General features: G+C 74.3%; 21 protein-coding genes and 1 riboswitch. Of the genes, 11 read left to right on the top strand and 10 right to left on the bottom strand.

Going from position 1 to position 24,010, the window contains the following annotated elements; all coding sequences use genetic code 11:
* Positions 1–62 precede the first annotated feature (62 nt).
* Positions 63–2,459 carry a S8 family serine peptidase gene (locus ABTW87_RS18190; protein ID WP_502891604.1) on the bottom strand — a complete coding sequence of 799 codons (2,397 nt, stop codon included), beginning with the start codon at positions 2,457–2,459 and terminating at the stop codon, positions 63–65.
* A gap of 127 nt (positions 2,460–2,586) precedes the next feature.
* On the opposite strand from ABTW87_RS18190, the gene ABTW87_RS18185 reads away from it, so the two are divergent.
* Positions 2,587–4,401: a glycerol-3-phosphate dehydrogenase/oxidase gene (locus ABTW87_RS18185; protein ID WP_350652042.1), complete on the top strand. Its 1,815-nt coding sequence runs from the start codon at positions 2,587–2,589 to the stop codon at positions 4,399–4,401.
* An 86-nt stretch (positions 4,402–4,487) separates the two neighbouring features.
* Positions 4,488–5,006, top strand: a complete 519-nt coding sequence (locus ABTW87_RS18180; RefSeq protein ID WP_350651985.1) for a hypothetical protein — start codon at positions 4,488–4,490, stop codon at positions 5,004–5,006.
* Positions 5,007–5,019: 13 nt separating this feature from the next.
* On the opposite strand, the gene ABTW87_RS18175 is transcribed toward ABTW87_RS18180, so the two are convergent.
* Together ABTW87_RS18175 and ABTW87_RS18170 are read right to left on the bottom strand one after the other, a co-directional pair.
* Positions 5,020–6,414 carry an FAD-binding oxidoreductase gene (locus tag ABTW87_RS18175; protein WP_350651984.1) on the bottom strand — a complete coding sequence of 465 codons (1,395 nt, stop codon included), beginning with the start codon at positions 6,412–6,414 and terminating at the stop codon, positions 5,020–5,022.
* A gap of 185 nt (positions 6,415–6,599) precedes the next feature.
* The gene (locus ABTW87_RS18170; protein ID WP_350651983.1) at positions 6,600–7,037 is read right to left on the bottom strand and encodes an HD domain-containing protein; all 438 of its coding nucleotides are present in this window, start codon (positions 7,035–7,037) and stop codon (positions 6,600–6,602) included.
* Positions 7,038–7,235: 198 nt separating this feature from the next.
* On the opposite strand from ABTW87_RS18170, the gene ABTW87_RS18165 reads away from it, so the two are divergent.
* On the top strand, positions 7,236–8,435 hold the full coding sequence (locus tag ABTW87_RS18165) for an FUSC family protein (RefSeq protein WP_350652041.1): 1,200 nt from the start codon (positions 7,236–7,238) through the stop codon (positions 8,433–8,435).
* Positions 8,436–8,442: 7 nt separating this feature from the next.
* On the opposite strand, the gene ABTW87_RS18160 is transcribed toward ABTW87_RS18165, so the two are convergent.
* Entirely contained in the window at positions 8,443–9,699 is a 1,257-nt protein-coding gene (locus ABTW87_RS18160; RefSeq protein ID WP_350651982.1) for an aminotransferase class V-fold PLP-dependent enzyme, read from the bottom strand.
* A gap of 43 nt (positions 9,700–9,742) precedes the next feature.
* Positions 9,743–9,864: riboswitch (SAM riboswitch) on the bottom strand.
* 20 nt (positions 9,865–9,884) lie between these two features.
* Between ABTW87_RS18160 and ABTW87_RS18155 the strand changes: the two genes are divergently transcribed.
* Complete coding sequence (locus ABTW87_RS18155; protein WP_350651981.1) at positions 9,885–11,363, top strand: PrsW family intramembrane metalloprotease; 1,479 nt, start codon at positions 9,885–9,887, stop codon at positions 11,361–11,363.
* A 1-nt stretch (position 11,364) separates the two neighbouring features.
* Here the strand turns inward: ABTW87_RS18155 and ABTW87_RS18150 are convergent, their stop codons facing one another.
* Together ABTW87_RS18150 and ABTW87_RS18145 are read right to left on the bottom strand one after the other, a co-directional pair.
* The gene (locus ABTW87_RS18150; protein WP_350651980.1) at positions 11,365–11,532 is read right to left on the bottom strand and encodes a hypothetical protein; all 168 of its coding nucleotides are present in this window, start codon (positions 11,530–11,532) and stop codon (positions 11,365–11,367) included.
* Positions 11,533–11,593: 61 nt separating this feature from the next.
* The gene (locus ABTW87_RS18145; RefSeq protein ID WP_350651979.1) at positions 11,594–11,932 is read right to left on the bottom strand and encodes a GroES family chaperonin; all 339 of its coding nucleotides are present in this window, start codon (positions 11,930–11,932) and stop codon (positions 11,594–11,596) included.
* Between the two features lie 158 nt (positions 11,933–12,090).
* On the opposite strand from ABTW87_RS18145, the gene ABTW87_RS18140 reads away from it, so the two are divergent.
* Entirely contained in the window at positions 12,091–13,401 is a 1,311-nt protein-coding gene (locus tag ABTW87_RS18140; RefSeq protein ID WP_350651978.1) for an AI-2E family transporter, read from the top strand.
* A gap of 143 nt (positions 13,402–13,544) precedes the next feature.
* Here the strand turns inward: ABTW87_RS18140 and ABTW87_RS18135 are convergent, their stop codons facing one another.
* Positions 13,545–15,659, bottom strand: coding sequence for an ATP-dependent DNA helicase (locus ABTW87_RS18135; RefSeq protein ID WP_350651977.1), 2,115 nt, complete (start codon positions 15,657–15,659; stop codon positions 13,545–13,547).
* A 138-nt stretch (positions 15,660–15,797) separates the two neighbouring features.
* Between ABTW87_RS18135 and ABTW87_RS18130 the strand changes: the two genes are divergently transcribed.
* Complete coding sequence (locus tag ABTW87_RS18130; RefSeq protein ID WP_350651976.1) at positions 15,798–16,304, top strand: DUF402 domain-containing protein; 507 nt, start codon at positions 15,798–15,800, stop codon at positions 16,302–16,304.
* Between the two features lie 18 nt (positions 16,305–16,322).
* On the opposite strand, the gene sigJ is transcribed toward ABTW87_RS18130, so the two are convergent.
* Positions 16,323–17,279, bottom strand: a complete 957-nt coding sequence (gene sigJ / locus ABTW87_RS18125; protein WP_350651975.1) for an RNA polymerase sigma factor SigJ — start codon at positions 17,277–17,279, stop codon at positions 16,323–16,325.
* Between the two features lie 236 nt (positions 17,280–17,515).
* Here sigJ and ABTW87_RS18120 point away from each other — a divergent pair, with 236 nt between their 5' ends.
* The 3 genes from ABTW87_RS18120 (at position 17,516) to ABTW87_RS18110 (ending at position 20,218) form a co-directional block, all read left to right on the top strand.
* The gene (locus ABTW87_RS18120) at positions 17,516–18,451 is read left to right on the top strand and encodes a PPK2 family polyphosphate kinase (RefSeq protein ID WP_350651974.1); all 936 of its coding nucleotides are present in this window, start codon (positions 17,516–17,518) and stop codon (positions 18,449–18,451) included.
* Positions 18,452–18,582: 131 nt separating this feature from the next.
* A complete protein-coding gene (locus ABTW87_RS18115) occupies positions 18,583–19,209 on the top strand; it encodes a DUF47 domain-containing protein (protein WP_350651973.1) in 627 nt (208 codons plus the stop codon).
* Between the two features lie 4 nt (positions 19,210–19,213).
* Complete coding sequence (locus ABTW87_RS18110; RefSeq protein ID WP_350651972.1) at positions 19,214–20,218, top strand: inorganic phosphate transporter; 1,005 nt, start codon at positions 19,214–19,216, stop codon at positions 20,216–20,218.
* Between the two features lie 71 nt (positions 20,219–20,289).
* On the opposite strand, the gene ABTW87_RS18105 is transcribed toward ABTW87_RS18110, so the two are convergent.
* A complete protein-coding gene (locus ABTW87_RS18105; RefSeq protein WP_350651971.1) occupies positions 20,290–21,258 on the bottom strand; it encodes a Gfo/Idh/MocA family protein in 969 nt (322 codons plus the stop codon).
* 71 nt (positions 21,259–21,329) lie between these two features.
* Between ABTW87_RS18105 and ABTW87_RS18100 the strand changes: the two genes are divergently transcribed.
* The gene (locus ABTW87_RS18100; protein WP_350651970.1) at positions 21,330–22,256 is read left to right on the top strand and encodes an NUDIX hydrolase; all 927 of its coding nucleotides are present in this window, start codon (positions 21,330–21,332) and stop codon (positions 22,254–22,256) included.
* Positions 22,257–22,367: 111 nt separating this feature from the next.
* On the opposite strand, the gene ABTW87_RS18095 is transcribed toward ABTW87_RS18100, so the two are convergent.
* Positions 22,368–22,718 carry an ArsR/SmtB family transcription factor gene (locus ABTW87_RS18095; protein WP_350651969.1) on the bottom strand — a complete coding sequence of 117 codons (351 nt, stop codon included), beginning with the start codon at positions 22,716–22,718 and terminating at the stop codon, positions 22,368–22,370.
* A gap of 62 nt (positions 22,719–22,780) precedes the next feature.
* Here ABTW87_RS18095 and ABTW87_RS18090 point away from each other — a divergent pair, with 62 nt between their 5' ends.
* Positions 22,781–23,932 carry a flavin-containing monooxygenase gene (locus ABTW87_RS18090; RefSeq protein ID WP_350651968.1) on the top strand — a complete coding sequence of 384 codons (1,152 nt, stop codon included), beginning with the start codon at positions 22,781–22,783 and terminating at the stop codon, positions 23,930–23,932.
* Positions 23,933–24,010 lie beyond the last annotated feature (78 nt).

Here is a 24,010-nt window from a genome sequence, read left to right as displayed (position 1 = left end):
GGGCGCTTCTGTTAAGAAGGGGCCCTTTTACTACCCCAGGCGTTAACAGGGGGCCCTTCCTTTCACCCCGTTGCGGCGCGGACGGCCGCGTACGCGTCGACGAGGCCGGCGCCGGCGACGTTGCGCTCGCCGCCGCACGCACCCGCGGCCACCGGGACCGCGTTGGCGGTCTCGGTCAGGATCCGTCGCGTCCTCGCCAGGTCACCGACCAGCGCCGGGTTCGCCGACCACATCAGCGCCGCCACGCCCGCCACCTGCGGGGTCGCCATCGACGTGCCGCTGAGTTCGCCGTACCCGCCGCCGGGCATCGCGCTGAGCACGTCGGCACCGGGTGCCACCAGGTCGGGCTTGGCCTCGCCACCGGGCGTCGGGCCGCGGGAGGAGAAGTCCGTCACCCGCCGCTGCCGGTCCACCGCGCCGACGGTCAGCACGTCCGGGTAGGGCGCCGGCGGGTCGTCGACCGAACCGCAGTGCGGCCCGGTGTTGCCGGCGGCCGCCACGACCAGGATGCCGGCGGCGTCCAGCGCGTCGGTGGCCGGTCGCAGCACCCGCGGGTCGCAGCCTTCGAGCGCCGGGCAGCCCCACGAGTTGGTGAGGATGTCCGGCGCGCGCTGCGGGCGGCCGTCAGTGAACGGGTCCCCGCCGGGCGGGAAGGGCGCCAGCATGAACTGGAGGCAGTCCAGGTAGTAGGCCGGGTTGCCGAGGTTGCGGTCCAGGTTGACGCAGCCGGTCCAGGAGGCGCCGGGTGCCACCCCGATGCCGCCGCGCCCGACGGCGCTGCCGAGCGTGTGGGTGCCGTGCCCGCCCTCGTCGTCGGGGACCGAGGTGCCGTCCCAGGGGTCGTGCCACGAGTCGTCGCCGCCCCGGAAACCGGCGGCCAGCGCCGGGTGGGCGCCGTCCACCCCCGAGTCGGAGCTGCCGACCGTCACGCCGGCGCCGGTGACGCCCAGCTCCGACCAGACCCGGTCGGCGCCGAGCAACCGGACGTTCCACTCCGGACCGCGTGGCGGTGGCGCCTCGCCGCGGGTCGGGGCGGCCGGTGCCGGCAGCGGCCGGATCCGCTGGCTGACCAGCACCCGGTCCACCTCGGGGCGGCCGGCGAGCCACGCCCGCACCAGCGGCCCGCCGTCCACCTCGATCGCGTTGACCAGGTAGTACGGCGTGTGGTCCAGCCCGAACCGGCGCAGTTCCCCGCTCAGGTCGGCCTGTGTGCGTCGGGCCGTCTCCACCAGCCGCCGGTAGACCTCGGTGGTCCGGGCGTCGCGGCCCGCCCGGCCGGTCGTGGTGGGGATCCCGCCGAGGTCGGCCTGCTCACGCAGCACCACGAACAGCCGCTCGCCGTGCAGGCCCGGCTGCCCCGGCCCGGCGGCCACCACGCCCACGGCGGCCAGCAGGATCGCGGCGGTCACGCCGGCGACCGCCCGCCCGGGCCGCGCGCCGTGCCGCCGGCCGAGCAGCACCCCGTACGCCACCGCGAGCACGACCGCGACGGCGAGCCCGGTGCCGGTGGCGACCGCCACCCAGTACGGCACGTCGCGGCTGCCGACCAGCGCCAGGTTGATCTCCTCGGCGTCCGTCCACGCGAGCGGGCCGAACACACCGAGCCCGACCAGCCAGCCGGTCCCCGGGCCGCCACCGGCCGCCGTGCGCCGGGCTGCCGCGGCGAGGCCCGCCAGCGCGAAGCCGGTCGGCGGCAGGGTGAACAGCAGCGGCAGGTGCGCGCCGGACTGCCCGACGGCCGCGCCGACCGGCAGCAGGGCCACGCCGGCGACCAGACCGCCGACGAGCACCAGGCGGGCGGGCCGGGGCGGTGTGCCGACCGCGAAGCGGGACCAGAGGGCGTCGCCCAGGAGCGCGGCCGTCAACGCGCCGACGGCCGCCGCGGCGAGCGCGGCGAGCAGTGTCTCCAGCAGCCCGCCGAGCGCGCCCACCCACACCCAGGGCAGCAGCAGGACCAGTCCACCCGCGAGCCCGAGCAGCGTGACCGGGGCGGGACGCGGCACCGGGCCGGATCCGTCGGGCGGCGTGGTCCGGGCGGCGACCAGCCGGCGCACCACGAGCGCGGCCAGGCCGGCCGTGACGGCGAGCGCCGCGAGGTACGCCTCGTGGTGCACCGGCGGCAGCGCCCGCAGCAGACCCAGCGCGGCGAAGGCGAGCAGCCCGGTCAGCCAGACCCGGCCGGCGGCACGGACCGTCGCGGACCGGGGTGCCAGGGCCAGCGCCAGGGTGGGCGTACCGGCCAGGAGCAGCACGCCGACGGTGGTGACCGGCCAGAGCCAGGTCGCCCGGTCGAGCCCGGAGACGAGCAGGATCTGATCGGCCAGCCATCCGCCGAGCTGCGCGACCACGGTGAGCCCGACGATCCACAGGCCGACGGCGACGGCGGCCACCACCGCCCAGGGGCTTCCCCGCTCCGCCGGTGCCGGGGTGACGTGATCCGCGGGGCGTTGAGGCTGCATCGGCAAACAGTACGACGCCGGCACGACGTCGGCGGCGCCCGGCCCGAACCGTCGGGCCACGGCGGGCCCGCGTGCGTGCCACGGGTGGGGCGGCGGCGGTTACGGTGGAGACGTGCGTGACCCCAACGTGTCCCGAGCGACCGCCAGCCAGCTCTCCCCGCAACGGCGCGCCGCCGACCTGCGCCGCCTCGCCGCCGAGCGATTCGACGTCCTGGTCATCGGCGGTGGCGTGACCGGCGCGGGGGCCGCGCTGGACGCCGCCTCACGCGGCCTCAAGGTCGCCCTGGTCGAGGCCCGCGACTACGCCGCCGGCACGTCCAGCCGGTCCAGCAAGCTGATCCACGGTGGCCTGCGCTACCTGGAGCAGCTCGAGTTCCACCTGGTTCACGAGGCGCTCACCGAGCGGGGCCTGCTCGCCACCCGGCTCGCCCCGCACCTGGTCCGGCCGGTGCCGTTCCTGGTCCCGCTGCCCGGCGGCGGCCTGCGGGATCTGCCGGCCCGGCTGTTCCGCCGCTCCTACTACGGGGCCGGCGTGGCGACGTACGACGCGTTCGCCGGGGTGTTCGGCGGCGGCCGGGGGATGCCGCTGCACCGGCACCTGACCCGCGAGGGCGCCCGCCGGGTCTTCCCCAGCCTGAAGGCGGAGGGGCTGGCCGGCGCCATCCGCTACTACGACGGGCAGGTCGACGACGCCCGCCTGGTGGTCACCCTCGCCCGGACGGCGGCCAGCCTCGGTGCGACCGTGGTGACCAGCGCACGCGCCGTCGGCCTGATCCGGCAGGCCCGGGAGGTGACCGGGGTCCGCGTCCGCGACCTGGAGGCGCCGGCCGGCTCCCCGGACGCCGAGTTCGAGGTACGCGCCCGCACCGTCATCGCGGCCACCGGCGTCTGGAGCGACGACATGTCCCGGATGCTCAACGACGTCGGGCTGCGCCCCGGCATCCGGGTCCGGGCGTCCAAGGGCGTGCACCTGGTGGTGCCCCGGTCGGCGATCACGGGTGAGACCGGGCTGATCCTGCGTACGGCGACGAGCGTGCTCTTCGTCATCCCGTGGGGCGGGCACTGGATCATCGGCACCACCGACACCGACTGGCAACTGGACCGCTCCCACCCGGCGGCCTCCGCCCGGGACATCGAGTACCTGCTGGCGCAGGTCAACAGCGTCCTGGACCGGCCGCTCACCACGGCCGACATCGAGGGCGTGTACGCGGGCCTGCGGCCGCTGCTCGCCGGCGAGGCGGACTCCACCTCGAAGCTGTCCCGCGAGCACGCGGTGTTCGAACCGATGCTCGGTCTGCTGCTGGTCGCCGGGGGGAAGTACACGACGTACCGGGTGATGGCCTCGGACGTGGTCGACCGGGCGGCGCACCGGCTCGGCTCGGTGCGCCCGTCCCGGACCGCCGACCTGCCGCTGCTCGGCGCCGACGGGTACGCGGCGCTGTGGCGGGACCGCGCCGACCTGGCCCGCCGGCACGGGGTGCCGGTCGGCGTCGTCGAGCATCTGCTGGAGCGGTACGGCAACCTGACCCTGGACCTGCTGGCCCTGATCGACGCCGATCCGCTGCTCGCCTCGCCGCTGGCCGGCGCACCCGAGTACCTGGCCGCCGAGGTGACGTACGCGGCCAGCGCCGAGGGGGCGCTGCACCTGGAGGACGTGCTCACCCGTCGTACCCGGATCTCCATCGAGACCACGCACCGCGGCCTGGAGTCCGCGGAGCACACCGCCGAGTTGATGGGGGCGGTGCTCGGATGGGACGCCGAGGTCCGCGCGCGGGAGGTCGCGCACTACCGGGCGCGCGTGGCGGCGGAGCGGAACTCGCAGCTGATGCCGGACGACGCGACGGCCGACGCGGCCCGGGTCGGCGCACCCGACGTCCGGGGCTTCGCCGCGGACCGGGGCGCCGACGGTGATCCGGTCGAACTCCCCTCCTCCTCCCGGTGACCGATCCACTGCGGAACGTCCATCATCGATGGACGGGCCGACCGGTGGGTTACGCGCGCTACCTACGGTGGGGTAGGTTGCGGCGCGTGGTTGCCGCATCCTGGTCGCGTCCGGTCTCACTGTCCGTCGCCGCCGTGCTGGCGGCCGTGCTCGCCGGCTGCGGCGGCGCCGACGCGGGTGGCTCGCCCCGCCCGGAGCAGTCGGCGGCTGCGCCCCAGCTGGGCAACGCGACGACCGTCGGCGAGGGCCGCGTCACGCTGTTGCAGAAGGTCGGCGCGAACGGCCCGCTGCGGACGCTGAACGTCGAGGTCGACGGCCGGTGGGAGTGCGTGGACTGCGCCGGTGACGGCGTGACGTCGACCGGCGCGCTCAACCCGGAGCAGCTCAGCCGCCTGCAGGCCCTGCTCGCCGACCCCGGCCTGGTCAAGGAGACCGACCAGGCGCGGCAGTACCGGGTCACCTGCATCGACGCGCTGACGTCCAGCCTGCTGACCTCGTCGGGCACGATCACCTCCCAGGACTGCCCGGGCGAGGTGCAGCCGAAGATCGCCAACGAGATCCTGCTGCTGCTGACCCAGGCGACCCCGGCCGAACCCACCGCCTGAGCGCCTCCGCCGGTCAGAGCACCTTGCCCGGGTTGAACAGCCCGCCCGGGTCCAGCGCCGCCTTGATCGCCTCGTGCACCCGTACGCCGACCGGGCCGATCTCCCGGGCCAGCCAGTCGCGCTTGAGCAGGCCGACCCCGTGCTCGCCGGTGCAGGTGCCGCCCATCTCCAGGCCCAGCCGCATGATCTCGTCGAAGGCGCGCCGCCCCCGGCCCAGGCTCGCCGGGTCGGCCCGGTCCACCACGATGTTCGGGTGCAGGTTGCCGTCCCCGGCGTGCCCCACCACACCGATCGGCACGTCACACTCGGCCGCGATCCGGGCGACGCCGTCGAGCATGGCGGCCAGCGAGCCGCGGGGCACGGCCACGTCATCGATGATCAGCCCACCGTTGCCGGCCGGGTACGCGTCAGCGGCGAACTTCTCCATCGCCGGGTGCGCCAGCCGCCGGGCCTGCAGCAGCGCCGCCGCCTCCACCGCGTCGGTGGCGGCGTACACCTCGTCGGCGCCGGCCGCCTCGCAGACCGCCGCGAGGCCGGCCAAATCGTCGGCGGCCCGGGTGCCGGTGTCCACGGCCGCCAGCAGCAGCGCCTCCGCGTCCGTCCGCAGCCCCATCGGCCGGTACGCCTCGATCGCCCGCAGGTGCGTCTGGTCGAGCAGCTCCAGCAGGCTGGGCGAGAGGCCCTGGGCGGCGATCTCGGCCACGGCCACGCCGGCGGCGGCCGTCGACGGGAAGACCGCCACCATGGTCAGCGACTCGGCCGGGGCGGGGCGCAACGCGACGGTCACCTCCGTGATCACGCCGAGGGTGCCCTCGGAGCCGACGAAGAGCCGGGTCAGGTCGTACCCCGCCACGCCCTTGGCGGTCCGCCGGCCGGTGCGCAGCACCTCGCCGGAGGCGAGCACCACCTCGAGACCGAGCACGTACTCGGTGGTCACGCCGTACTTCACGCAGCACATGCCACCGGCGTTTGTCGAGACGTTCCCGCCGATCGTGGAGGACTCCCAGGACCCCGGGTCGGGCGGGTACCAGAGGCCGTGCTTGGCGACGGCGGCGGCGAGCGTCGCGTTGACCACGCCGGGCTGCACCACGGCGATCCGGCTGACCGGATCGATCTCCAGGATCGCGTCCAGGGCCGCGGTGCTGATCACCACGGCGCCCTCGACCGCGTTCGCCGCGCCGGCCAGCCCGGTCCGCGCGCCCTGGGGCACCACGGGTACGCCGTGCCGGGCCGCCGCGCGTACCACCGCCGCCACCTGTCCGGTGTCCCGGGGACGGGTGACCACGAGTGGCGTACCCGAGGCGCAGAGATCCGCCTCGTCCCGCTCGTGCATCCGCAGCAGATCCGGATCCGTCAGCACGGCGTCGTCGCCGAGCGCGGCACGCAGTTCGTCGAGGAGGGGACGCATGCGCCGAGGCTACGACCCCGCAACCTGATCATCAAACCCCCGCCCCCGCTTCCGCGATCTTGCACTTTTCGCCCCGGCATTCCGGGCGAATGACGTATACCGAGGGCCGAAAGTGCAAGATCGGCGGGCGAGGCTGGGCCGGGCCGGGCCGGGCCGGGGGCGGGGCGGGGTGGGGTGGGGGTGGGTCAGGGGGGTGGGGTCGTTAGTTCGCGGGTCAGGTTGGCTCGGGCGGGTTGTTCCCAGCGGGTGGACAGTGCGGGGTGGTGGTAGAGCGTGGGCCGGGCCAGCAGGGTGGCCAGGACGCGGGCCCGGCCGGCGCGGAACTGCGGCTCCGGCACGTGCGCGTACTCCCGGCGGATCGCGGCGGCGTACCGGTCGTACGCCTCGGGGCTGGCGGCCAGGACGGCGAGGTCGGCGTCGCAGAGCAGCCCGCCGTCTGCGTCGGCCGGGTCGGCCGGTGGGCCAGCGGGGCGTACGCGTCGATCACGTCCAGCACCGCGATCAGGTGCGTGGGCGTGTGGTAATGCCGGTGCGGCTCCCGCCAGCGCCGGACCAACTCGGCGCCGGCGGCGCTCACCTGCCCGCCGTCGGTCGCGCCGGCGTCCCGGGCCGCGGCCCGCCACCGGTCGAGGAGGTCGACCACGCGGTCGAGTCTGCCGGGTCGACGCGGAACTGTTAATAAGGGGCCCCTCCTCTACCGCAGGCGTTAACAAGGGGCCCTTCCTTTCAAGGATTCGGCGGGGCTGGTGCGGGTAGTACCGGCCGTGGCCCGGGACGAACGACCATCGCTGGCGCAGCGGTTCGCGTTGCGGGACGGCGGTGTGGACATCGACGGGGCCCGGATCGCCGAGTCGGTGCAGCAGCTCCACGTGCGGAGCAAGGCCACCCTGCACGACCGCCTGCACCGGGTACGCATGTCGCTGGGCCTCGCCTTGCAGGCCGGACTCGCCGCCGGCCTCTCCTGGCTGGCGGCCCACGAGCTGCTCGGCAATCCGCAGCCGGTCTTCGCGCCCATCTCGGCGGTCGGCACGCTGGCCGCCTCGGTCGGCCAGCGGTTCCGGCGGACCGTCGAGCTGATCGTCGGGGTGGCGATCGGTGTGGCGGTCGGCGACCTCATCATCTACTTCCTGGGCACCGGTCCCTGGCAGCTCGGCCTCGTGGTGACCGCCGCGATCGTCCTGACCGTCTTCGCCGGCGCCAGCGTCGCCATCGTGATCCAGGCGGCGGCGACCGCGGTGCTGATCGTGACCCTCAGCCCGTCGACGGAGAACCTCGAGATACCCCGGTTCGTCGACGCATTCGTCGGCGGCGGAATCGCGCTGCTGGTCACCGCGGTCCTGCTGCCGCTCAACCCGCTGCGGGTGCTCAACCGTGCCGCCCGCCCGGCGCTGGACCTGCTCGCCGCCCAGCTCGACGCCGCCGCGGACGGGCTGCGGGAACGCGACCGCGACAAGGTCCAGGGCGCACTGGAGCGGCTGCGCGACAACAAGGAGGTACTGGCCGCGTTCACCGAGGCGATCGAGGGCGCCAAGGAGACCGTGACGCTGTCGCCGGCGCGCTGGCACCGCCGCAACGAGCTCGCCCACTACGCGGAGGCAGTCGACCCGATCGACCGCGCCATGCGCAACAGCGGCACCCTGATCCGGCGGGCCGTCACCCTCATCGAGGACGAGGAGGCCGTCCCGGACCCGATGCCGGATGCGGTGGCCCACCTCGCCGAGTCGGTTCGCCTGCTCAAGCACGAGTTCGCCGTGGGGGAGGAGCCGGACAAGGCCCGCGAGCGGTCGCTGCGCGCGGTCAGCGAGGCCGGCCGGGCGTACGCCGAGGGGGTCGGCTTCTCCGGCAGCGTGGTGATCGCGCAGGTGCGTACCACCGCGAGCGACCTGCTGGTCGCGTCCGGCATCAACCAGGAGGAGGCCAACCGCTGGGTGCGCCGGTCCTTCGGCGAGCAGGACGAGGCCGGGAAACCGGCCGGGCAGGGCAGCGCCCCCCGGCCGCCCACCGCCCCGCCGGTCGGCTGACCGGCCCTCAGGCGAGCGCGGCGAGGGCGGCCAGCAGCCGGTCCACGTGCTGCGCCGTGCTGCCCAGCCCGATGCTGGCGCGCAGCGCCGTCGGCGGCAGGTCCCGCCGCCCGGTCCGCGCGGCCGCCTCGGCGAGCAGCCGCCGGGCCAGCGGGTGGGCGCAGAACAGGCCGTCGCGTACGCCGATGTCGTGGTGCCGGGCCAGGTGGGCCGCCACCTCGTCCGACTCCCGGCCGGCCACCACGAACGAGACGATCCCCACCCGCGGCGCGTCCGGGCCGAAGGTACGCAGCTCGACCACGTGCGGCAGCGCCCCGATGCCGTCCCGCAGCCGGGCCAGCAGCGCCTGCTCGGCGTCGTGCAGGGCACCGCGGTCGGCGGCGGCCAGGGCGTCGCAGACCGCCGCGAGGGCCACCGCGCCGAGCAGGTTCGGCGTTCCGGCCTCGTGCCGGGCCGGCCCGGTCGTCCACCGGACGTCGTGGGTGGCGGCGCCGACGTGGCTGGTCGCCCCGCCACCGGCGAGGTAGGGCGGGGCGGCGTCCAGCCAGTCGGCCCGCCCGACGAGCACGCCGGCGCCGAACGGCGCGTACAGCTTGTGCCCGGAGACGGCCAGGTAGTCGATGTCGAGGGCGCGCACGTCGACGGGAGCGTGCGGGGCGAGCTGCGCGGCGTCCACCGCGATCCGGGCCCGGTGTCGCCGGGCGACCCGGGCCAGCTCGGCAACCGGCCAGCGCTCGCCGGTCACGTTGCTGGCACCCGTCACGGCGACCAGCACCGGCAGCTCGCGCCCGGGACCGTTGCCGCGGCGCAGCTCGCCGAGTGCGGCGTCGAGCGCGCGGACGGCCCCGGCCGCGTCGGCCGGCACGGGCAACCGGACCGAGCCGCGCGGCCAGGGCAGCAGGTTGGCGTGGTGCTCCCCGCCGAACGTCACCACCGTGGCACCGGCCGGCAGGGCCCGGGCCAGCAGGTTCAGCGCGTCCGTCGTGTTCCGGGTGAAGACCACGTGATCGTCGGGCCGGGTGCCGAGGAAGTCGCCGACCGTCTGCCGGGCCCGCTCGTAAGCGAGCGTGCAGCGCCGCGACAGCGCCCCCGCGCCGCGGTGCACGCTGGCGTACCAGGGGAGCAGCGCGGCCACCGCGTCGGCCGCGGCCCGCGCGCACGGCGCGCTGGCCGCGTAGTCCAGGTTGATCTGACCGGGTACGCCGAGCACGTCGAGCGGTCCGGCGGGGGCGAGGGTCGTCGGGGGTGTGAGGGTGAGGGTCATCGCGGCGCCTCCGGGTCCAGGGACCCCGGCGGGCACAGGGCGGGGTCCGCGCTTGCCCGGCGCGCGGATCGGGCCGGGCCCGGTCATCACCCGGGGCACCCCACCGCGAACCTCGACGAGGGTTGCCGGCCAGCAAGCCGGGGCTTGACGCTGGCGCTCGTGACCTGCCGGCAGCATAGCGGGCCGTGGTGCGGCCGTCCCGGCGGGCCGGCGGTGACTACGCTGACGACATGGCCGACACCCCGCCCGGCGTTTCCCTGCCGCCGTCGCCGACCGCCGCCGATCCCTCGGCCGGCCCCAGGATGCCGGCGCGCCGCCCGGGCTGGCGTCGCTACCTGGTGCTCGGTGGGGTCGTCCTGCTGATCGCGGCCTGCGCCGTCTTCATGGTGTGGACGCTCGGCGAGAGCCTCGGCGGCGAGGCGTTGCTGATCGGGGTGATCGCCGCGATCCTTCCGGTCCCGGTGCTGGTGGCCTGCTTCCTCTGGCTCGACCGGTACGAGCCGGAGCCGCTGAAGTATCTGATCTTCTGTTTCGCCTGGGGCGCGTTCGTCTCGACCGCCGCCTCCCTGACGGTGAACACCTTCGCCGCCGACCGGTTCGAGGCGCTGCGCCTGCCCACCGCGCTCACGGCTGTGCTGGTGGCGCCGTTCATCGAGGAGTTGACCAAGGCGCTCGGGCCGATCCTGCTGCTGATCTTCCGGCGCCGGGAGATCTCCGGCATCACCGACGCCCTGGTCTACTGCGGGCTCTCCGCGATCGGCTTCGCCATGGTGGAGAACATCCTCTACCTGGGCGGCTACGGCTACCGGACCGGTGTCGAGGAGTACGGCCCGGCCACCGGAACACAGCAGGTGATCGCCATCTTCATCGTGCGCATCCTGCTCTTCGGGTTCGCGCACCCGCTGTTCACCTCGATGACCGGGGTGGGGCTGGGCATCGCCGCCCGTGCGGCCGACCGCCGGGTACGGGTGCTCGCGCCGATCGCCGGCCTGCTGCTGGCGATGATGCTGCACGGCACGTGGAACCTGCTGCCGACGCTCACGCAGGCCACCGGTCAGCCCCTGATCCTGCTCTACGGGTTCCTGGGTGTCATGGTGCCGATCTTCTTCGGCATGGTCGGGCTGGCCGTCTGGCTGCGGTCCTGGGAGGGCCGGCTGACCGAGCGCACCCTTCCCGACTACGTCCACGCCGGGTGGCTCACCCCGCCGGAGGTGGCGGCCCTGAGCAGCCTCGGGCGGCGGCACGCGGCCCGGGTGTGGGCCAAGCGGGTCGGCGGCGACGCCGGGCTGAAGGCGATGCGCGGGTACCAGTTCGCCGCGACCCGGCTCGCCCTGCTGCGCGACGGGATGCGCCGCGGCCTGGACAGCCGCCCCGCCGACCGCGAGCGGGCCGTCGCCGAGGAGCGATACCTGCTGGAGATGATCAGTGGCTACCGGGCGTTCTTCGTCGGCCGGGACCCGTACGCCCCGGTCGGCGTCTGGGACGGGCGCCGCTACCACCTGCGGTTCCCGGACGGCTCCCAGCGCCCGGTGGAGGCGCCGGACGAACCGGTCGTCCCGATTCCGGTCGTGCTCGCCCCGCCGCCGCCCGCCTTCCCGCCCGGCTACCGCCCCGGTTGGTACGGTGTCCGCCCGCCGGCTCCGTGGCCGCCGCCCCGGTACTGAGTCAGGCCGTCAGGCCGGTCAGGAAGTCACCGAATCCCTGGAAGACCGCTACCAGGCCGGCCCCGATCGCCTTGAACATCTCGGCCGCGCCCTCGGGACGGAACGCCATGAAGTAGATCAGGAACGCGATGAAGCCCCAGAACAGCAACTTCTTGATCAACTCCGGCATCGTCCCCTCCCCAGGGCCGCTGGTGCGGCTGGCTTCCCGGGACGGCGCAGTGCAAACGGCTCTACAGGTAGAGACCGGTCGAGTCGGGCTCCACCCGCTCGGCGGCGACGGCGTGCACGTCCCGCTCGCGGAGCAGCACGTACCCCCGGCCGTGCAGCTCGACCTCCGAGCGGTCGTCCGGGTCGAAGAGCACCCGGTCCCCGGAGACGATCGAGCGGACGTTCGGCCCCACCCCGACCGCGGTGGCCCAGGCCAGCCGCTTGCCGACAGCGGCGGTCGCCGGGATCACGATGCCAGCGGTGGAGCGACGCTCACCCTCGCTGCCCTCCACGCGCACCAGCACCCGGTCGTGCAGCAGCCGGATCGGCAGGCCGGAGTCGAGATTCTTGTCGGCGGTCACGGCGACGACGCTACCGTGTGCCGCTCCGCCGGCCGGGTCGTGGTTACCCGGTGCAGCTCGGGGGCACATGTGTGGCGGATCTGGCCTACGGTGGCTGCGGCGGGCGTATCCTGTCCGCCCTGGCCGTACCGGTCCGCTTCTTCGTCAGGAGGTTCCGCTTGAGCCGCTTCGAGCGGGTGCGTGGACGGCTGCGCCGCGCGTACGAGTCGGGTCGTGAGTCGGTCCGGGCCCGGCGCGAGTCAGCCGCCGCCCACCGCGACCGGGACGAGCCGGAGGCCGGCACCGCCTCGCCGTCGGCGCCGGGGCCGGTGGCGCCCCGATCGGCGACGGTGGTCGGCGCGGAGCCGCCCGCCGCGATGCACAACTCCACCACCAGCCGCGACGACGCGGACGTGCCGCACGGGCTGCGGATCGCCGCCGCCTGGTCGTGGCGTCTGATCGTGATCGGCCTGGTCGCCTGGGCACTGTTGCGGATCGTCGGCCAGATCCGCATCGTGATCATCCCGCTGGCCGTCGCGCTGCTGCTCTCCGCGCTGCTCGCCCCCGCGGTGGGCTGGCTGCTGCGGGCCCGGCTGCCACGCTCGCTGGCGACCGCCGTGGTGCTGGTCGGCGGGCTCGCCGGGGTGATCGGCACGCTGACCCTGGTGGTCAACGAGTTCATCCAGGGCGTGCCGGAGCTGAGCGAGAAGTCCTCCCAGGGCGTACGCCAGATCCAGGACTGGCTGAAGACCGGCCCGCTGCACCTCTCCGACGGTCAGCTCGACCGTTACATCAACGAGGGCGAGAAGTGGGTCAACGAGAACACGGACCGGTTCACCAGCGGCGCGGTCTCGACCGCGGCCACCCTCGCCGAGGTGCTGACCGGCACGATCCTGGTGCTCTTCGCGACGTTCTTCTTCCTCCGCGACGGCAACAAGATCTGGCGGTTCCTGGTCCGGCTGCTCCCGGTCAACGCCCGCTGGAAGGTCGATGACGCCGGCCGGGCATCGTGGCAGACGCTTGGCGCGTACGTGCGGGCCACCGTGCTGGTCGCGTTCATCGACGCGGTCGGTATCGGCATCTTCCTGGTGATCTTCGACATCCCGTTCGCGTTCCCGCTCGCCGCGCTGGTCTTCCTCGGGGCGTTCATCCCGATCGTCGGCGCGACGCTGTCCGGCGTGGTGGCGGTGCTCGTCGCCCTGGTGGACAGCGGCCTGGTCACCGCGCTGATCATCCTCGGCGCGGTGATCGGGGTGCAGCAGGTCGAGGGGCACATCCTCCAGCCGCTGATCATGGGTCGGGCGGTGGCCATCCACCCGCTCGCCGTGATCGTCGGCATCGCCGCCGGGGTGGTCCTCGCCGGGATCACCGGGGCGCTGGTCGCGGTGCCGCTGATCGCCGTGCTCAACACGGCCGTCCGCCGCCTGGCGGCCCGTACCGTGCCGGAAACCCCACCCGACGCGGTGGTGGTGGCGAGCAAGGCCCCCTGACCCCCGCGACCGGCCACGGCGTTCGGGTGCCCGGGACAGCTCAAGATCGCACTTGTTCGACGAAGTAGTGGCCTCACCTTCTCACGGAGGCCACTACTTCGACGTTGCAGCACCATGTTGGCGTGCGGCGCTGGCCCCCCGGGTCAGGTCCTGGCGAGGCGTTGCAGGGCGCCGCGGGCCACGTCGGGGCGGGTCGTGTACCAGAACGGGGGCAGCGAGCGGCGCAGGAACGGGCCGTACCCCCGGGCGGTCTCCAACCGGGAGTCCAGCACCGCGACCACGCCCCGGTCACCGGTGGCGCGGATCAGCCGGCCCACCCCCTGCGCGAGCCGGACGGCGGCGATCGGCACGCTGACCGCGGCGAACCCCGAACCGCCGGTCGCGTCGACGGCCGCGGCGCGGGCGGCGGCGAGCGGCTCGTCCGGCCGGGGGAACGGCAGCCGGTCGATGACCACCAGCTGGCACGAGTCGCCCGGCACGTCGACCCCCTGCCAGAGCGACATCACCCCGAACAGGCAGCTCGACCGCTCCTCGCGGAAGCGGCGTACCAGCAGCGGCAGCGCCTCCTCCCCCTGGAGCAGCACGGGCAGGTCGGTCCGCTCGCGGAGCAGCTCCGCCGCCTGCTGCGCGGCCCGCCGGGACGAGAAGAGCCCGAGCGTACGCCCGCCGAGCGACTCGACAAGCCCGAGCAGCTCCTCGCCGGCCGGGTCCGGCAGCCCGGAGGTGCTGGGCCGGGGCAGGTGCGCGGCGACGTACAGGATGCCCTGCCGGGCGTAGTCGAACGGGGAGCCGACGTCGAGCGAGCGCCACCCGGGGCCGGAGCTGACGGGGGCCGCCTCGGTCGGGCCGGCGGGGCGACCGCCGCGGGCGGCGGTGGCGAGTGCCGCCGCGGCCGGGGACGGCGGGGTGGCGGGAACCTCCAGCCCGAGCGCCCGGGCCACCGTGTCGAACCGGCCGCCCAGGGTCAGGGTCGCCGAGGTGGCGACGACGGTGCGCTCCTCGTACAGGTGGGCGGCGAGGGTGCCGGCAACCGACAGCGGGGCCACGACCAGCGCCCGCCGCCCGGTGGCGTCGTTGCGCTCGACCCAGGCCACGTCGTGGTCGGCCTCCTCCAGCAGCCGCTGGGCGGTGCTGGACAGCTCGTCGAGCACCGCCTTGGCCTGCTGTTTGCGGACCGGGTCCGGGTCGTCGGCCTTCACGTCCCCGATGGCCTCCAGCGCCGTACGGGTCGCCCCGTCGAGCAGCGTGCAGGCCTCGCGCAGCGGGGCCGGCAGCCCGGCGGTGATCCGCCCCACCGGCGCCTCGGCGAGCCCGATGGCGAGGGCGTCCCCGGCGGCGGTGAGCGCCTCGGCGGTCTCCGGACGCAGCAGGGGACGGGCCCGGCGGGCGGAACGGTCGATCAGCTCCGGCACCAGCTCCGCCTGGGCCGCCGAGGAGACCCGGTCGGCCAGCTCGTGCGCCTCGTCCACGACGAGCAGCTTGTGCGGCGGCACGATGTGCCGCCCGGCCAGCATGTCCACCGCGAGCAGGCTGTGGTTGGTCACCACGACGTCGGCCTCGCGGGCACGGGCCCGGGACGCCTCGGCGAAGCACTCCGCGCCGAAGGGGCAGCGGGCCGCGCCGACGCACTCGCGGGCCGGCATGGACACCATCCGCCAGGCCTGGTCGTCGACGCCCGGGTCCAGCTCGTCGCGGTCGCCGGTGTCGGTCTTCTCGGCCCAGTCGCGCAGCCGCTGGATCTGCTTGCCGAGCCGGCCCGCCTCGCCGAGCCACTTCGTGCCCCCGGGACGGGGGGCGTCGAAGAGCGCGTCCCCGGGCTCCTCCTCGGTGGAGTTGTCGAGCCGGGCGAGGCACAAATAGTGGTGCCGTCCCTTGAGGACGGCGAAGGTGGGGCGCCGGCCGAGCAGCGGCTCCACGGCGTCGGCCAGCCGGGGCAGGTCGTGGTCGACGAGCTGGGACTGGAGTGCGAGGGTTGCCGTCGAGACCACGACCGGGCCGTCGACGGTGAGCGCGGGCGCCAGGTAGGCCAGGGACTTGCCGGTGCCGGTGCCGGCCTGCACCAGCAGGTGCTCGCGGCCCGCCACGGCCGCCTCGATCGCCGCCGTCATCTCCTGCTGGCCGGGGCGCGCCGCGCCGCCGGGCACCGCGCCGACCGCCGCGGCGAGCAGCTCGGCCCCGCTCGCCCGGCCGCCGGAGCGCCGGCTCCCGGCTCGGGACTGCGGGCTGGCGGAACCGGTGGCGGTGCGGGGCGGGGTCACCGTGCGACGGTACCCGTCGGCGCCGACAGCGGGTGTCCGGCGGGCGGCGTGGCGTCCTTCCGGTACGGGCTCCACCCGGGGGGCGTCCGGTTCTTTCCCTGCCGCGTGGGTTCAACCGAATCGGTTAGGGTGCCAGTCATGCCGAGCGACGTGGTCCGCGTGATCTACCGCAAGTACGACGGCAGCGCCCACCGCGACTACCCGGCCCGCCGGCTGACCGAGGACGACCTCGGCGTCTGGCTCGGCGTGACCGCCGGCACCCCGTCGGTCTACCACGGCCGGCCCTCGGTCGAGCAGATTCCGTTCGTCCTGCTGGTGCCGCACCACGCCTGGTGGACGGGCATGTTCAACCCGCCGCCCCGCACCAGCGAGGTCTACTGCGACATCGCCAGCCCGGCCCGCTGGGAGGACGACGAGACCGTGCACCTGGTCGATCTCGACCTCGACGTGGTGCGCCGGCGCGGCACCGGCCTGGTCGAGCTGCGGGACGAGGACGAGTTCGCCGATCATCGTGAGCGGTTCGGCTACCCCGACGAGGTGGTCACCGAGGCGCACGCGGCGGCACGCTGGCTGTTCGACGCGCTCGGCGACGGCACCGAGCCGTTCGCCACGTCGTACCGGAAGTGGCTGGCCCTGGTGGTCTGAGCCGCCCGCCGGCGCCGCTCACCAGCGCGGTGGCCAGGCGTCCTCCGGTCCGAGCGGCGGCAGGTCACCGAGCTTGTCCGGGTTGAGCTGGTTGAAGATGCCGGTCACTCGGCCGTCGGCGACGGCGAGCGCGCTGACCAGCCGCAGCGGACGGCCGTCGCGGAACACCGTCTCCATCTGGAACCCGAGCACACCGTCGACGAGCACGGGGCGGGCCCGCAGCGTGCCGCCGTAGCGGCCGGACTGGCCGAACAGGCCGAGGACGAAGCGGCCCACCTTGTCGGCGCCGTACACCGGGTTGCGGCCGGCCGGGAAGTGCCCGCCGCCGTCGCCGATCAGCACGACGTCCGGCGCGAGAACCTTGAGCAGGGCGTCCAGTTCACCGGACTGCGCGGCGGCGGCGAACGCCGCCACCACCCGGCGCTGTTCGGCCGGGTCCGCGGTGTGCCGTGGGGCGTCCGGCGCGCTGACCGCCCGGCGGGCGCGGGACGCCATCTGCCGGGCCGCGACGTCGGTGGTGCCGAGCACCTCGGCGACCCGCGCGAACGGCACGGCGAAGACGTCGTGCAGCACGAAGGCGACCCGCTGTTCCGGGGTGAGCCGTTCCAGCACCACCATCAGCGCGCTGCCCACCTGGTCAGTGCGGACCGCCCGCTCCGCCGGGTCGGGCGCGAAGCCGTCGCCGGAGGGCGCCGGCGTCACCAGGGGCTCCGGCAGCCACTGGCCCGGGTACGCCTCCCGGCGTACCCGGGCGGAGCGCAGCACGTCGAGGCAGATCCGCGCGCAGGTGGTGGTCAGCCAGGCGCCGAGCTGGCGGATCTCGGCGCGGGCCGCCGGGTCGGCGAGGGCGGCGGCGTACCGCAGCCAGGTCTCCTGCACCGCGTCCTCGGCCTCGCTGCGGCTGCCGAGCATCCGGTACGCGACCGCGGTCAGCCGCCCCCGCTCCGCCTCGAACTCCGTCACCAGATCCGCCACGCGCCGCTCCTCCCCGCCCAGGCACAGATCCTCCCGCCCGGGCACAGATCCTCCCCGCCCACCGGACGCCTCGACCGCCCCGAACGTGACAGGTCCCGCGCACCCTACCGCCGATCATGGAGTCGTGGTGCTGCCAGAAGCCGCAGAAGCGAGCATATCGCCCACCACCACTCCATGATCGACGGGGCGGGGACGCTCGGCGCGCGCGGGGCGGTCAGGTGGGTGAGGATGCGGGGGTGGACGGTGACGGTGCGGGTGGTGGGACGGTGGTGCGGCCGGTCGGTGGCGGGATCGGGGAGTTGCTCCGGCTGCCGCCGGGCGGGCCGGTCGACCTGGGCGCGATCGATCCGGGGGCGACGCCGGGGCTGCCCGGCGGTGACGTCACCGGGGAGCGGCGCAAGGCGTGGGCCCGGGCGCAGGTGGGGCTGCTCGGTGCCGAGCTGGGCCGGCAGCAGGAGATGCTCTTCGCCAACGCCAAGGCGGGGACCTCGACACGTCGGGTGCTGCTGATCCTCCAGGCGGTGGACTGCGGCGGCAAGGACGGCACGGTGAAGCGGGTCGCCGGTGCGTTGAACCCGCTCGGCCTGCACCTGCGCTCGTTCGGCCCGCCCACACCGGAGGAGCTGCGGCACGACTTCCTGTGGCGGATCCGCCGGGCGTTGCCGCCGCCCGGGTACCTGGGTGTGTTCAACCGCTCGCACTACGAGGACGTGCTGGTGGCCCGCGTCGAGTCGCTGGTGCCGGAGGCGATCTGGCGCGACCGGTACGACGAGATCAACGCGTTCGAGCGGGAACTGGTCGACAGCGGCGTGAGCCTGGTCAAGGTGCTGCTGCACATCTCGTACGCCGAACAGGGCCGGCGGCTGCTGGAGCGGCTGGACGACCCGCGCAAGCACTGGAAGTACGACCCCTCGGACATCGACGCCCGGGCGCGCTGGGACGACTACCGGGCCGCGTACGCGGAGGCGCTGAGCCGGTGCGGCACGGACGTCGCGCCCTGGTTCGTGGTGCCGGCGGACCGCAAGTGGTACCGGGACTGGGCGGTCGCGCACCTGCTGAGGGAGACGTTCGACACTCTTGCTCTCGGGTATCCGCCTGCCGGTTTCGACGTCCGGCGGGAACGGGAGCGGCTGCTGGGGTCTGTGCAACGGATGAAGGTGAACGGAAGGTGAACGACCAGTAAATGCAGTCTGGCCACTGGTGGGCCGGCGAATTCCCCGATCTGGCGGCACCTAGCATTCCCACTCGGGTCACCCGACGGGGCGGCCGCCACCCCTTCCACCGACACGACGAGGTCCGTGCTGTGAAGTTTTCCTTCCGCCCGAACGAGGGCGCCTTCTACGAGCTCTTCACCAGGGCCGCACAGAACCTGGTCAAGGGCACCGAGCTCCTCAACGAGCTGGCCCTGCCCGGCGTGGAGGTGCAGTCGGTGAGTGAGCGGCTCACCGAGGTGGAGCACGACAGCGACCAGATCACGCACGAGCTCTACAAGAAGATCAACTCCACCTTCATCACGCCGTTCGACCGGGAGGACATCTACCGGCTCGGGTCGCTGCTGGACGACGTCATGGACCACCTGGAGGCGGTCGGCAACCTGCTCTACCTCTACGGCCTGACCAAGCTGCCGTCGCTGCCCCGGGAGATGCACGAGCTGGTGAACGTCCTGGACCAGCAGGCGAAGCTGACCGCCGAGGCGATGCCCCGGCTGAGGTCGATGAAGGACCTCGAGGACTACTGGATCGAGTGCAACCGGCTGGAGAACGACGGCGACCAGGCGTACCGGATGCTGCTGGTCCGCCTCTTCTCGGGCGAGTACGACGCGCTGACCGTGCTGAAGATGAAGGAGGTCGCCGACGAGCTGGAGGCCGCCTGCGACGCCTTCGAGCACGTGGCGAACACCGTCGAGACCATCGCGGTCAAGGAGTCCTGAACCTGTGAGTCCCGAACTCATCGCCGTGCTGGCGGTGATCGGGGTGGCCCTGGTGTTCGACTACACCAACGGCTTCCACGACGCCGCCAACGCGATCGCGACAAGCATCTCCACCCGGGCGCTCACCCCCCGGGTCGCCCTGGCCATGGCGGCGGTCGGCAACTTCATCGGCGCGCACTTCGGCGCCGAGGTCGCCAAGACCGTCGGCAGCGGCCTGGTCGAACTTCCGACCGGCGTGTCAAGCCTCGGCATCGTCTTCGCCGGCGTGATCGGCGCGATCACCTGGAACGTCATCACCTGGTACTTCGGCCTGCCGTCGTCCTCGTCGCACGCGCTGATCGGCGGCCTGGTCGGCTCGACGATCGCCGCGGCCGGCACGGTGCTCTGGACCGGTATCGGCGAGAGCGTCATCATCCCGATGATCCTGTCGCCGATGGTCGGCTTCCTGCTCGGCTACATCGTGATGATCGCCGTGCAGTGGATCTTCCGGAAGGGGCACCCGGGCAAGCTCAACCGGGGCTTCCGCTGGGCGCAGACGGCCTCCGCCGCGGCCATGTCGGTCGGTCACGGCATGCAGGACGCCGCCAAGACCATCGGCATCGTGGTGCTCGCCCTCTACGTCGGCGGCTTCCAGGACGACCCGACCTTCATCCCGGAGTGGGCGTTCTGGACCTCGGCAGCGGTCCTCGCCGCCGGCACGTACGCCGGTGGCTGGCGGATCATCCGCACCCTCGGCCGGAAGATCATCGACCTGCGGCCGCCGGAGGGCTTCGCCGCCGAGACCGTGGCCAGCTCGGTGCTCTACTTCAACGCGCTGGTGCTGGGCGCCCCGATCTCGACCACGCACACGATCACCTCGGCGATCATGGGTGTGGGCGCCACCAAGCGGCTCTCGGCGGTCCGCTGGGGCGTCGCCGGCAATATCATCGGGGCGTGGATCCTGACCTTCCCCGCCGCCGGCTCCATCGGCGCCCTGATGTACTTCCTGTCCCGCCCCTTCTTCAGCTGAGGTGTAAGGAAGGGCCCCTTGTTAACGCCTGGCGTTGTACAAGGGGCCCCTCTTAACACCCCACCGCGCGCTCACACGTACTCGACGCCGATCTGCGCCCGGATCCCGTCCAGCAGGGCCATCACCTCCAGCGTCGCCGAGTGCGGAACCAGCCGGCTCTCCAGCCGACCCTCGGCGAGGCAGCGCTGCACCTCGACGGCCTCGTACTGGTAGCCGTTGCCGACCAGTTCGGTGGTGAGGACCTCCGGCTCCGCACCCGGCCGGTGCAGCGTCGCCGAGCCGGGACGGTAGAACGGCTCGGGCAGGTCGATCCGGCCGCCGGTGCCGGTGATCGAGGCGGTCAGCGCCGTCGCGCCGACGATGCCGCAGCTCAGCGTGGCGACGGCGCCGGAGTCGTAGCCCAGGATGATCCCGGTGTTCTCGTCCACCCCCTCGGGGCTGATCTTTGCCCAGGCATGCACGTGGTCGGGCATCCCGAGCAGCAGGTGGGCCAGGCCCAGCGGATACACCCCCAGGTCCAGCAGCGCCCCGCCACCGAGGGCACGCGCCCGCATCCGGTGCTCCGGGGGGAACGGGCCGGCCGCGCCGAAGTCGCCCCGCACGCTTGTCACCGTGCCGATCGCCCCCTCCGCCACCAGCTCGCACACCTGCCGGATCAGCGGGTTGACCCGCATCCACATGGCCTCCATCAGGAAGACCCCGGCGGCGTGGGCGGTCTCCACCAGCTCCCGGCTGGTGGCCAGGTCGAGGGTGAACGGCTTCTCCAGCAGCACGGCCCGGCCGGCCCGCAGGCAGGTCAGGGCCGCCTCGTGGTGGGCGGCGTGCGGGGTGGCGACGTAGACGACGTCCAGGTCCGGGTCCGCGGCCAGTTCCGCCCAGGAGGCGTACGCCCGGGGTACGCCGTGCCGGTGCGCGAACCGCTCCGCGCTCTCGGCGGTACGTGAGCCGACCGCTACCAGTTCGGCGTCGGGCACGAGCTTGAGGTCTTCGGCGAACCGCCCGGCGATGTGTCCGGTGGCCAGGATGCCCCATCGAGTCATGCCGGTCACGCTAGCGAAAGATCACCGGGGAGCCGGCTGGCGTACCGGCAACCGGGAACTACGCTCGCCGCATGACGATCGACTCCGAGGGCTTCCCGGCCCCGCCGGCCCTGGTCGAGCACGCCCGCCGGTTCCACGCCGAGGGCGCCGTCCCCGCCGTTCCCCGGGTCGCGGCGACCGTGCTGCTGCTCCGGCCGGCCGGCGAGGCCGCCCCGGCAGTCGCCCCGGCAGCCGGCCCGGGTGCCTCGGCGGGCGGCGGGGCGGTCCCGGCGGGCGGGGCGGCAGCCACCGGCCGGGACGGCTTCGAGGTCTACCTGATCCGCCGGGTCGCCGCGATGGCCTTCGGCGGCATGTACGCCTTCCCCGGCGGCGGGGTGGACCCGTCGGACTCGCAGGCCCACGTGGGTTGGGCCGGACCCACCCCGGCGGAGTGGGGCGCCCGGCTGGGGCTGGCGTCGGAGGCCGCCCAGGCGGTGGTGTGCGCCGCCGCGCGGGAGGTGTTCGAGGAGGCGGGTGTGCTGCTCGCCGGCCCCGACGCCGGCACCGTGGTCGGCGACGTGTCCGGGGACGACTGGGAGGCGGCCCGGGTCGCGCTGGAGCGGCGGGAGGTGGGTTTCGCCGATCTGCTGGCCGACCGCGGGCTGACCCTCCGGTCGGACCTGCTGCTGCCGTGGAGCCGGTGGATCACGCCGGAGTTCGAGCCGCGCCGCTTCGACACGTACTTCTTCGTGGCCCTGCTGCCGGCGGGGCAGCGGACCCGGGACGTCTCCGGTGAGGCCGACCGGACGCTGTGGGTCGAGCCGGCGGACGCCTGTGCCCGGGCCGGCGCCGGCGAGCTGACGATGCTCCCGCCCACCCTGGTCACCCTGGGCCAGGTCGCGGCCTGTGGCGACCTGGCGGGTGTCACGGGCGCCGCGTCGGGACGGGACGCGAGCACCCCGGTGACCCCAAGGCTGGAGGCGGCGCCGGACGGGCACATGCGGTTCGTGCTGCGCTGACGCCGAAGGGCGTCGAGGCGGTCCGCCCGATCCGGGACGAGATCCGGGACCGGGCCCGGGCGCTGGTGCGCGACCTGGTCTGCGAGTCGGGCCAGGCGTGACCGGTGCCGGTCAGCAGCAGGTGCTCAGGTAGGACTGGAGGTCGGTGAGGGCGGCGACGGCGCCGTCGCGGTCGGCCCGGTAGAAGACGGTCTTCCCCGCGCGCCGGGAGGCGACGATGCCGCCCCGTCGCAGCAGGGTCAGCTGCTGTGAGGCGGTGGCCTGGCTGATGCCCGTACGCTCGGCCACCTCGCCGACGGACAGCTCGGCGCCCGCGGCGAACAGCATCATGATCCGTTGCCGGGTGGGGCTGCCGAGCGCCTTGAGGAACTCGTGGGTCTGCGGCGTCAGCCCGGGCGTGGCCGCGATCGGGCGGTCTGCCGGGGTGGTCCCCGTCGACCGGCCGCGTGCCGTGTCGTTCATCCTTCCAGCCTTCCGCATCACAGTCATATTGTCATTCAACGAAACAACAATATGATGCGGTCATGAAGACGTCCACCGAGCCCGTGGTCATCGTCGGTGGCGGGCAGTCCGGCCTCGCCGCCGCCCAGGCCGCCCGATCCCTCGGCCTGCGGCCCGTCATCCTCCACGCCGGCGCAACACCGGTCGGCTCCTGGCCGGACTACTACGACAGCCTCACCCTCTTCTCCCCGGCCCGCTACAGCACGTTGCCCGGGATGCCGTTCGACGGGGACCCGGACCGTTACCCGGCCCGCGACGAGGTGATCGCCTACCTGAGCCGGTACGCGGCCGCCCTCGACGTCGACATCCGTACCGGCGTCCGGGTCACCGCCGTCGAGGCGTACGCGGGCGGCGGGTTCCTGGTCCGAACGGGCACCGGGAAGGAGATCCTGGCGGGGGCGGTCGTGGCGGCGAGCGGCTCCTTCGGCAACCCGTACGTGCCCGACCTGCCCGGCCGGGCCGCCTTCGCCGGCGACCTGCGGCACGTCGCCGGCTACCGCCGGCCCGACGCCTACGCGGGGAAGCGGGTGATCGTCGTCGGCGCCGGCAACTCGGCCGTCCAGGTCGCCCTCGAGCTCGCCGCGCACGCGCAGGTCACCCTCGCCACCCGGGAGCCCGTCCGGTTCCTGCCACAGCGGGTACGCGGTCGGGACCTGCACGAGTGGCTGCACCGGACCGGGCTGGACCGGCTGCCGAGCGCCGTCGTCACCCGGCTCGTCCGGCACGCCGCGGTGCTCGACGCCGGGGAGTACCGCCGAGCCCTCGCATCCGGCCGGATCTCCCGGCGCGAGATGTTCACCGCCTTCACCGCCGAGGGGGTCGTCGGGCGGGACGGCAGCGTCGAGCCGGCCGACGCGGTCATCTTCGCGACCGGCTACCGCCCGGACCTGGCGTACCTTGATCCGCTCGGTGCCCTCACGCGCGGCCTGCCAAGGCAGGTGGGCGGCCTCTCCCGCGCCCGCCCGGGGCTGGCCCACCTCGGGTTGGAGTTCCAGCGGTCGTTCGCCTCGAACACCCTGCGCGGCGTCGGGCGGGACGCCGCCCACGTCGTGCGTGCCCTCGCCGCGCACCTCGCCGGCCGGCGCTGGCCCGTCCCCGTCGCACCTCCGGCGCCGGGCGGTGGGCCGGGCGAGCGGTCCGCCCGTGATTCGGCCCGCCTGCCCCGAAACCGGTAGGTTGCAGTCCATGCCGACAGGGCCGGCCATCGTTCGCCCCGGCGTCCGAGGCGGGGAACGGCAGGCGGGGCCACTGGT

This window comes from Micromonospora sp. NPDC126480 (assembly GCF_040302465.1).
Classification (GTDB): Bacteria; Actinomycetota; Actinomycetes; order Mycobacteriales; family Micromonosporaceae; genus Micromonospora.
Note: the sequence above shows the minus strand (reverse complement) of the source record. Positions and strands in the feature narration are given on the sequence as shown.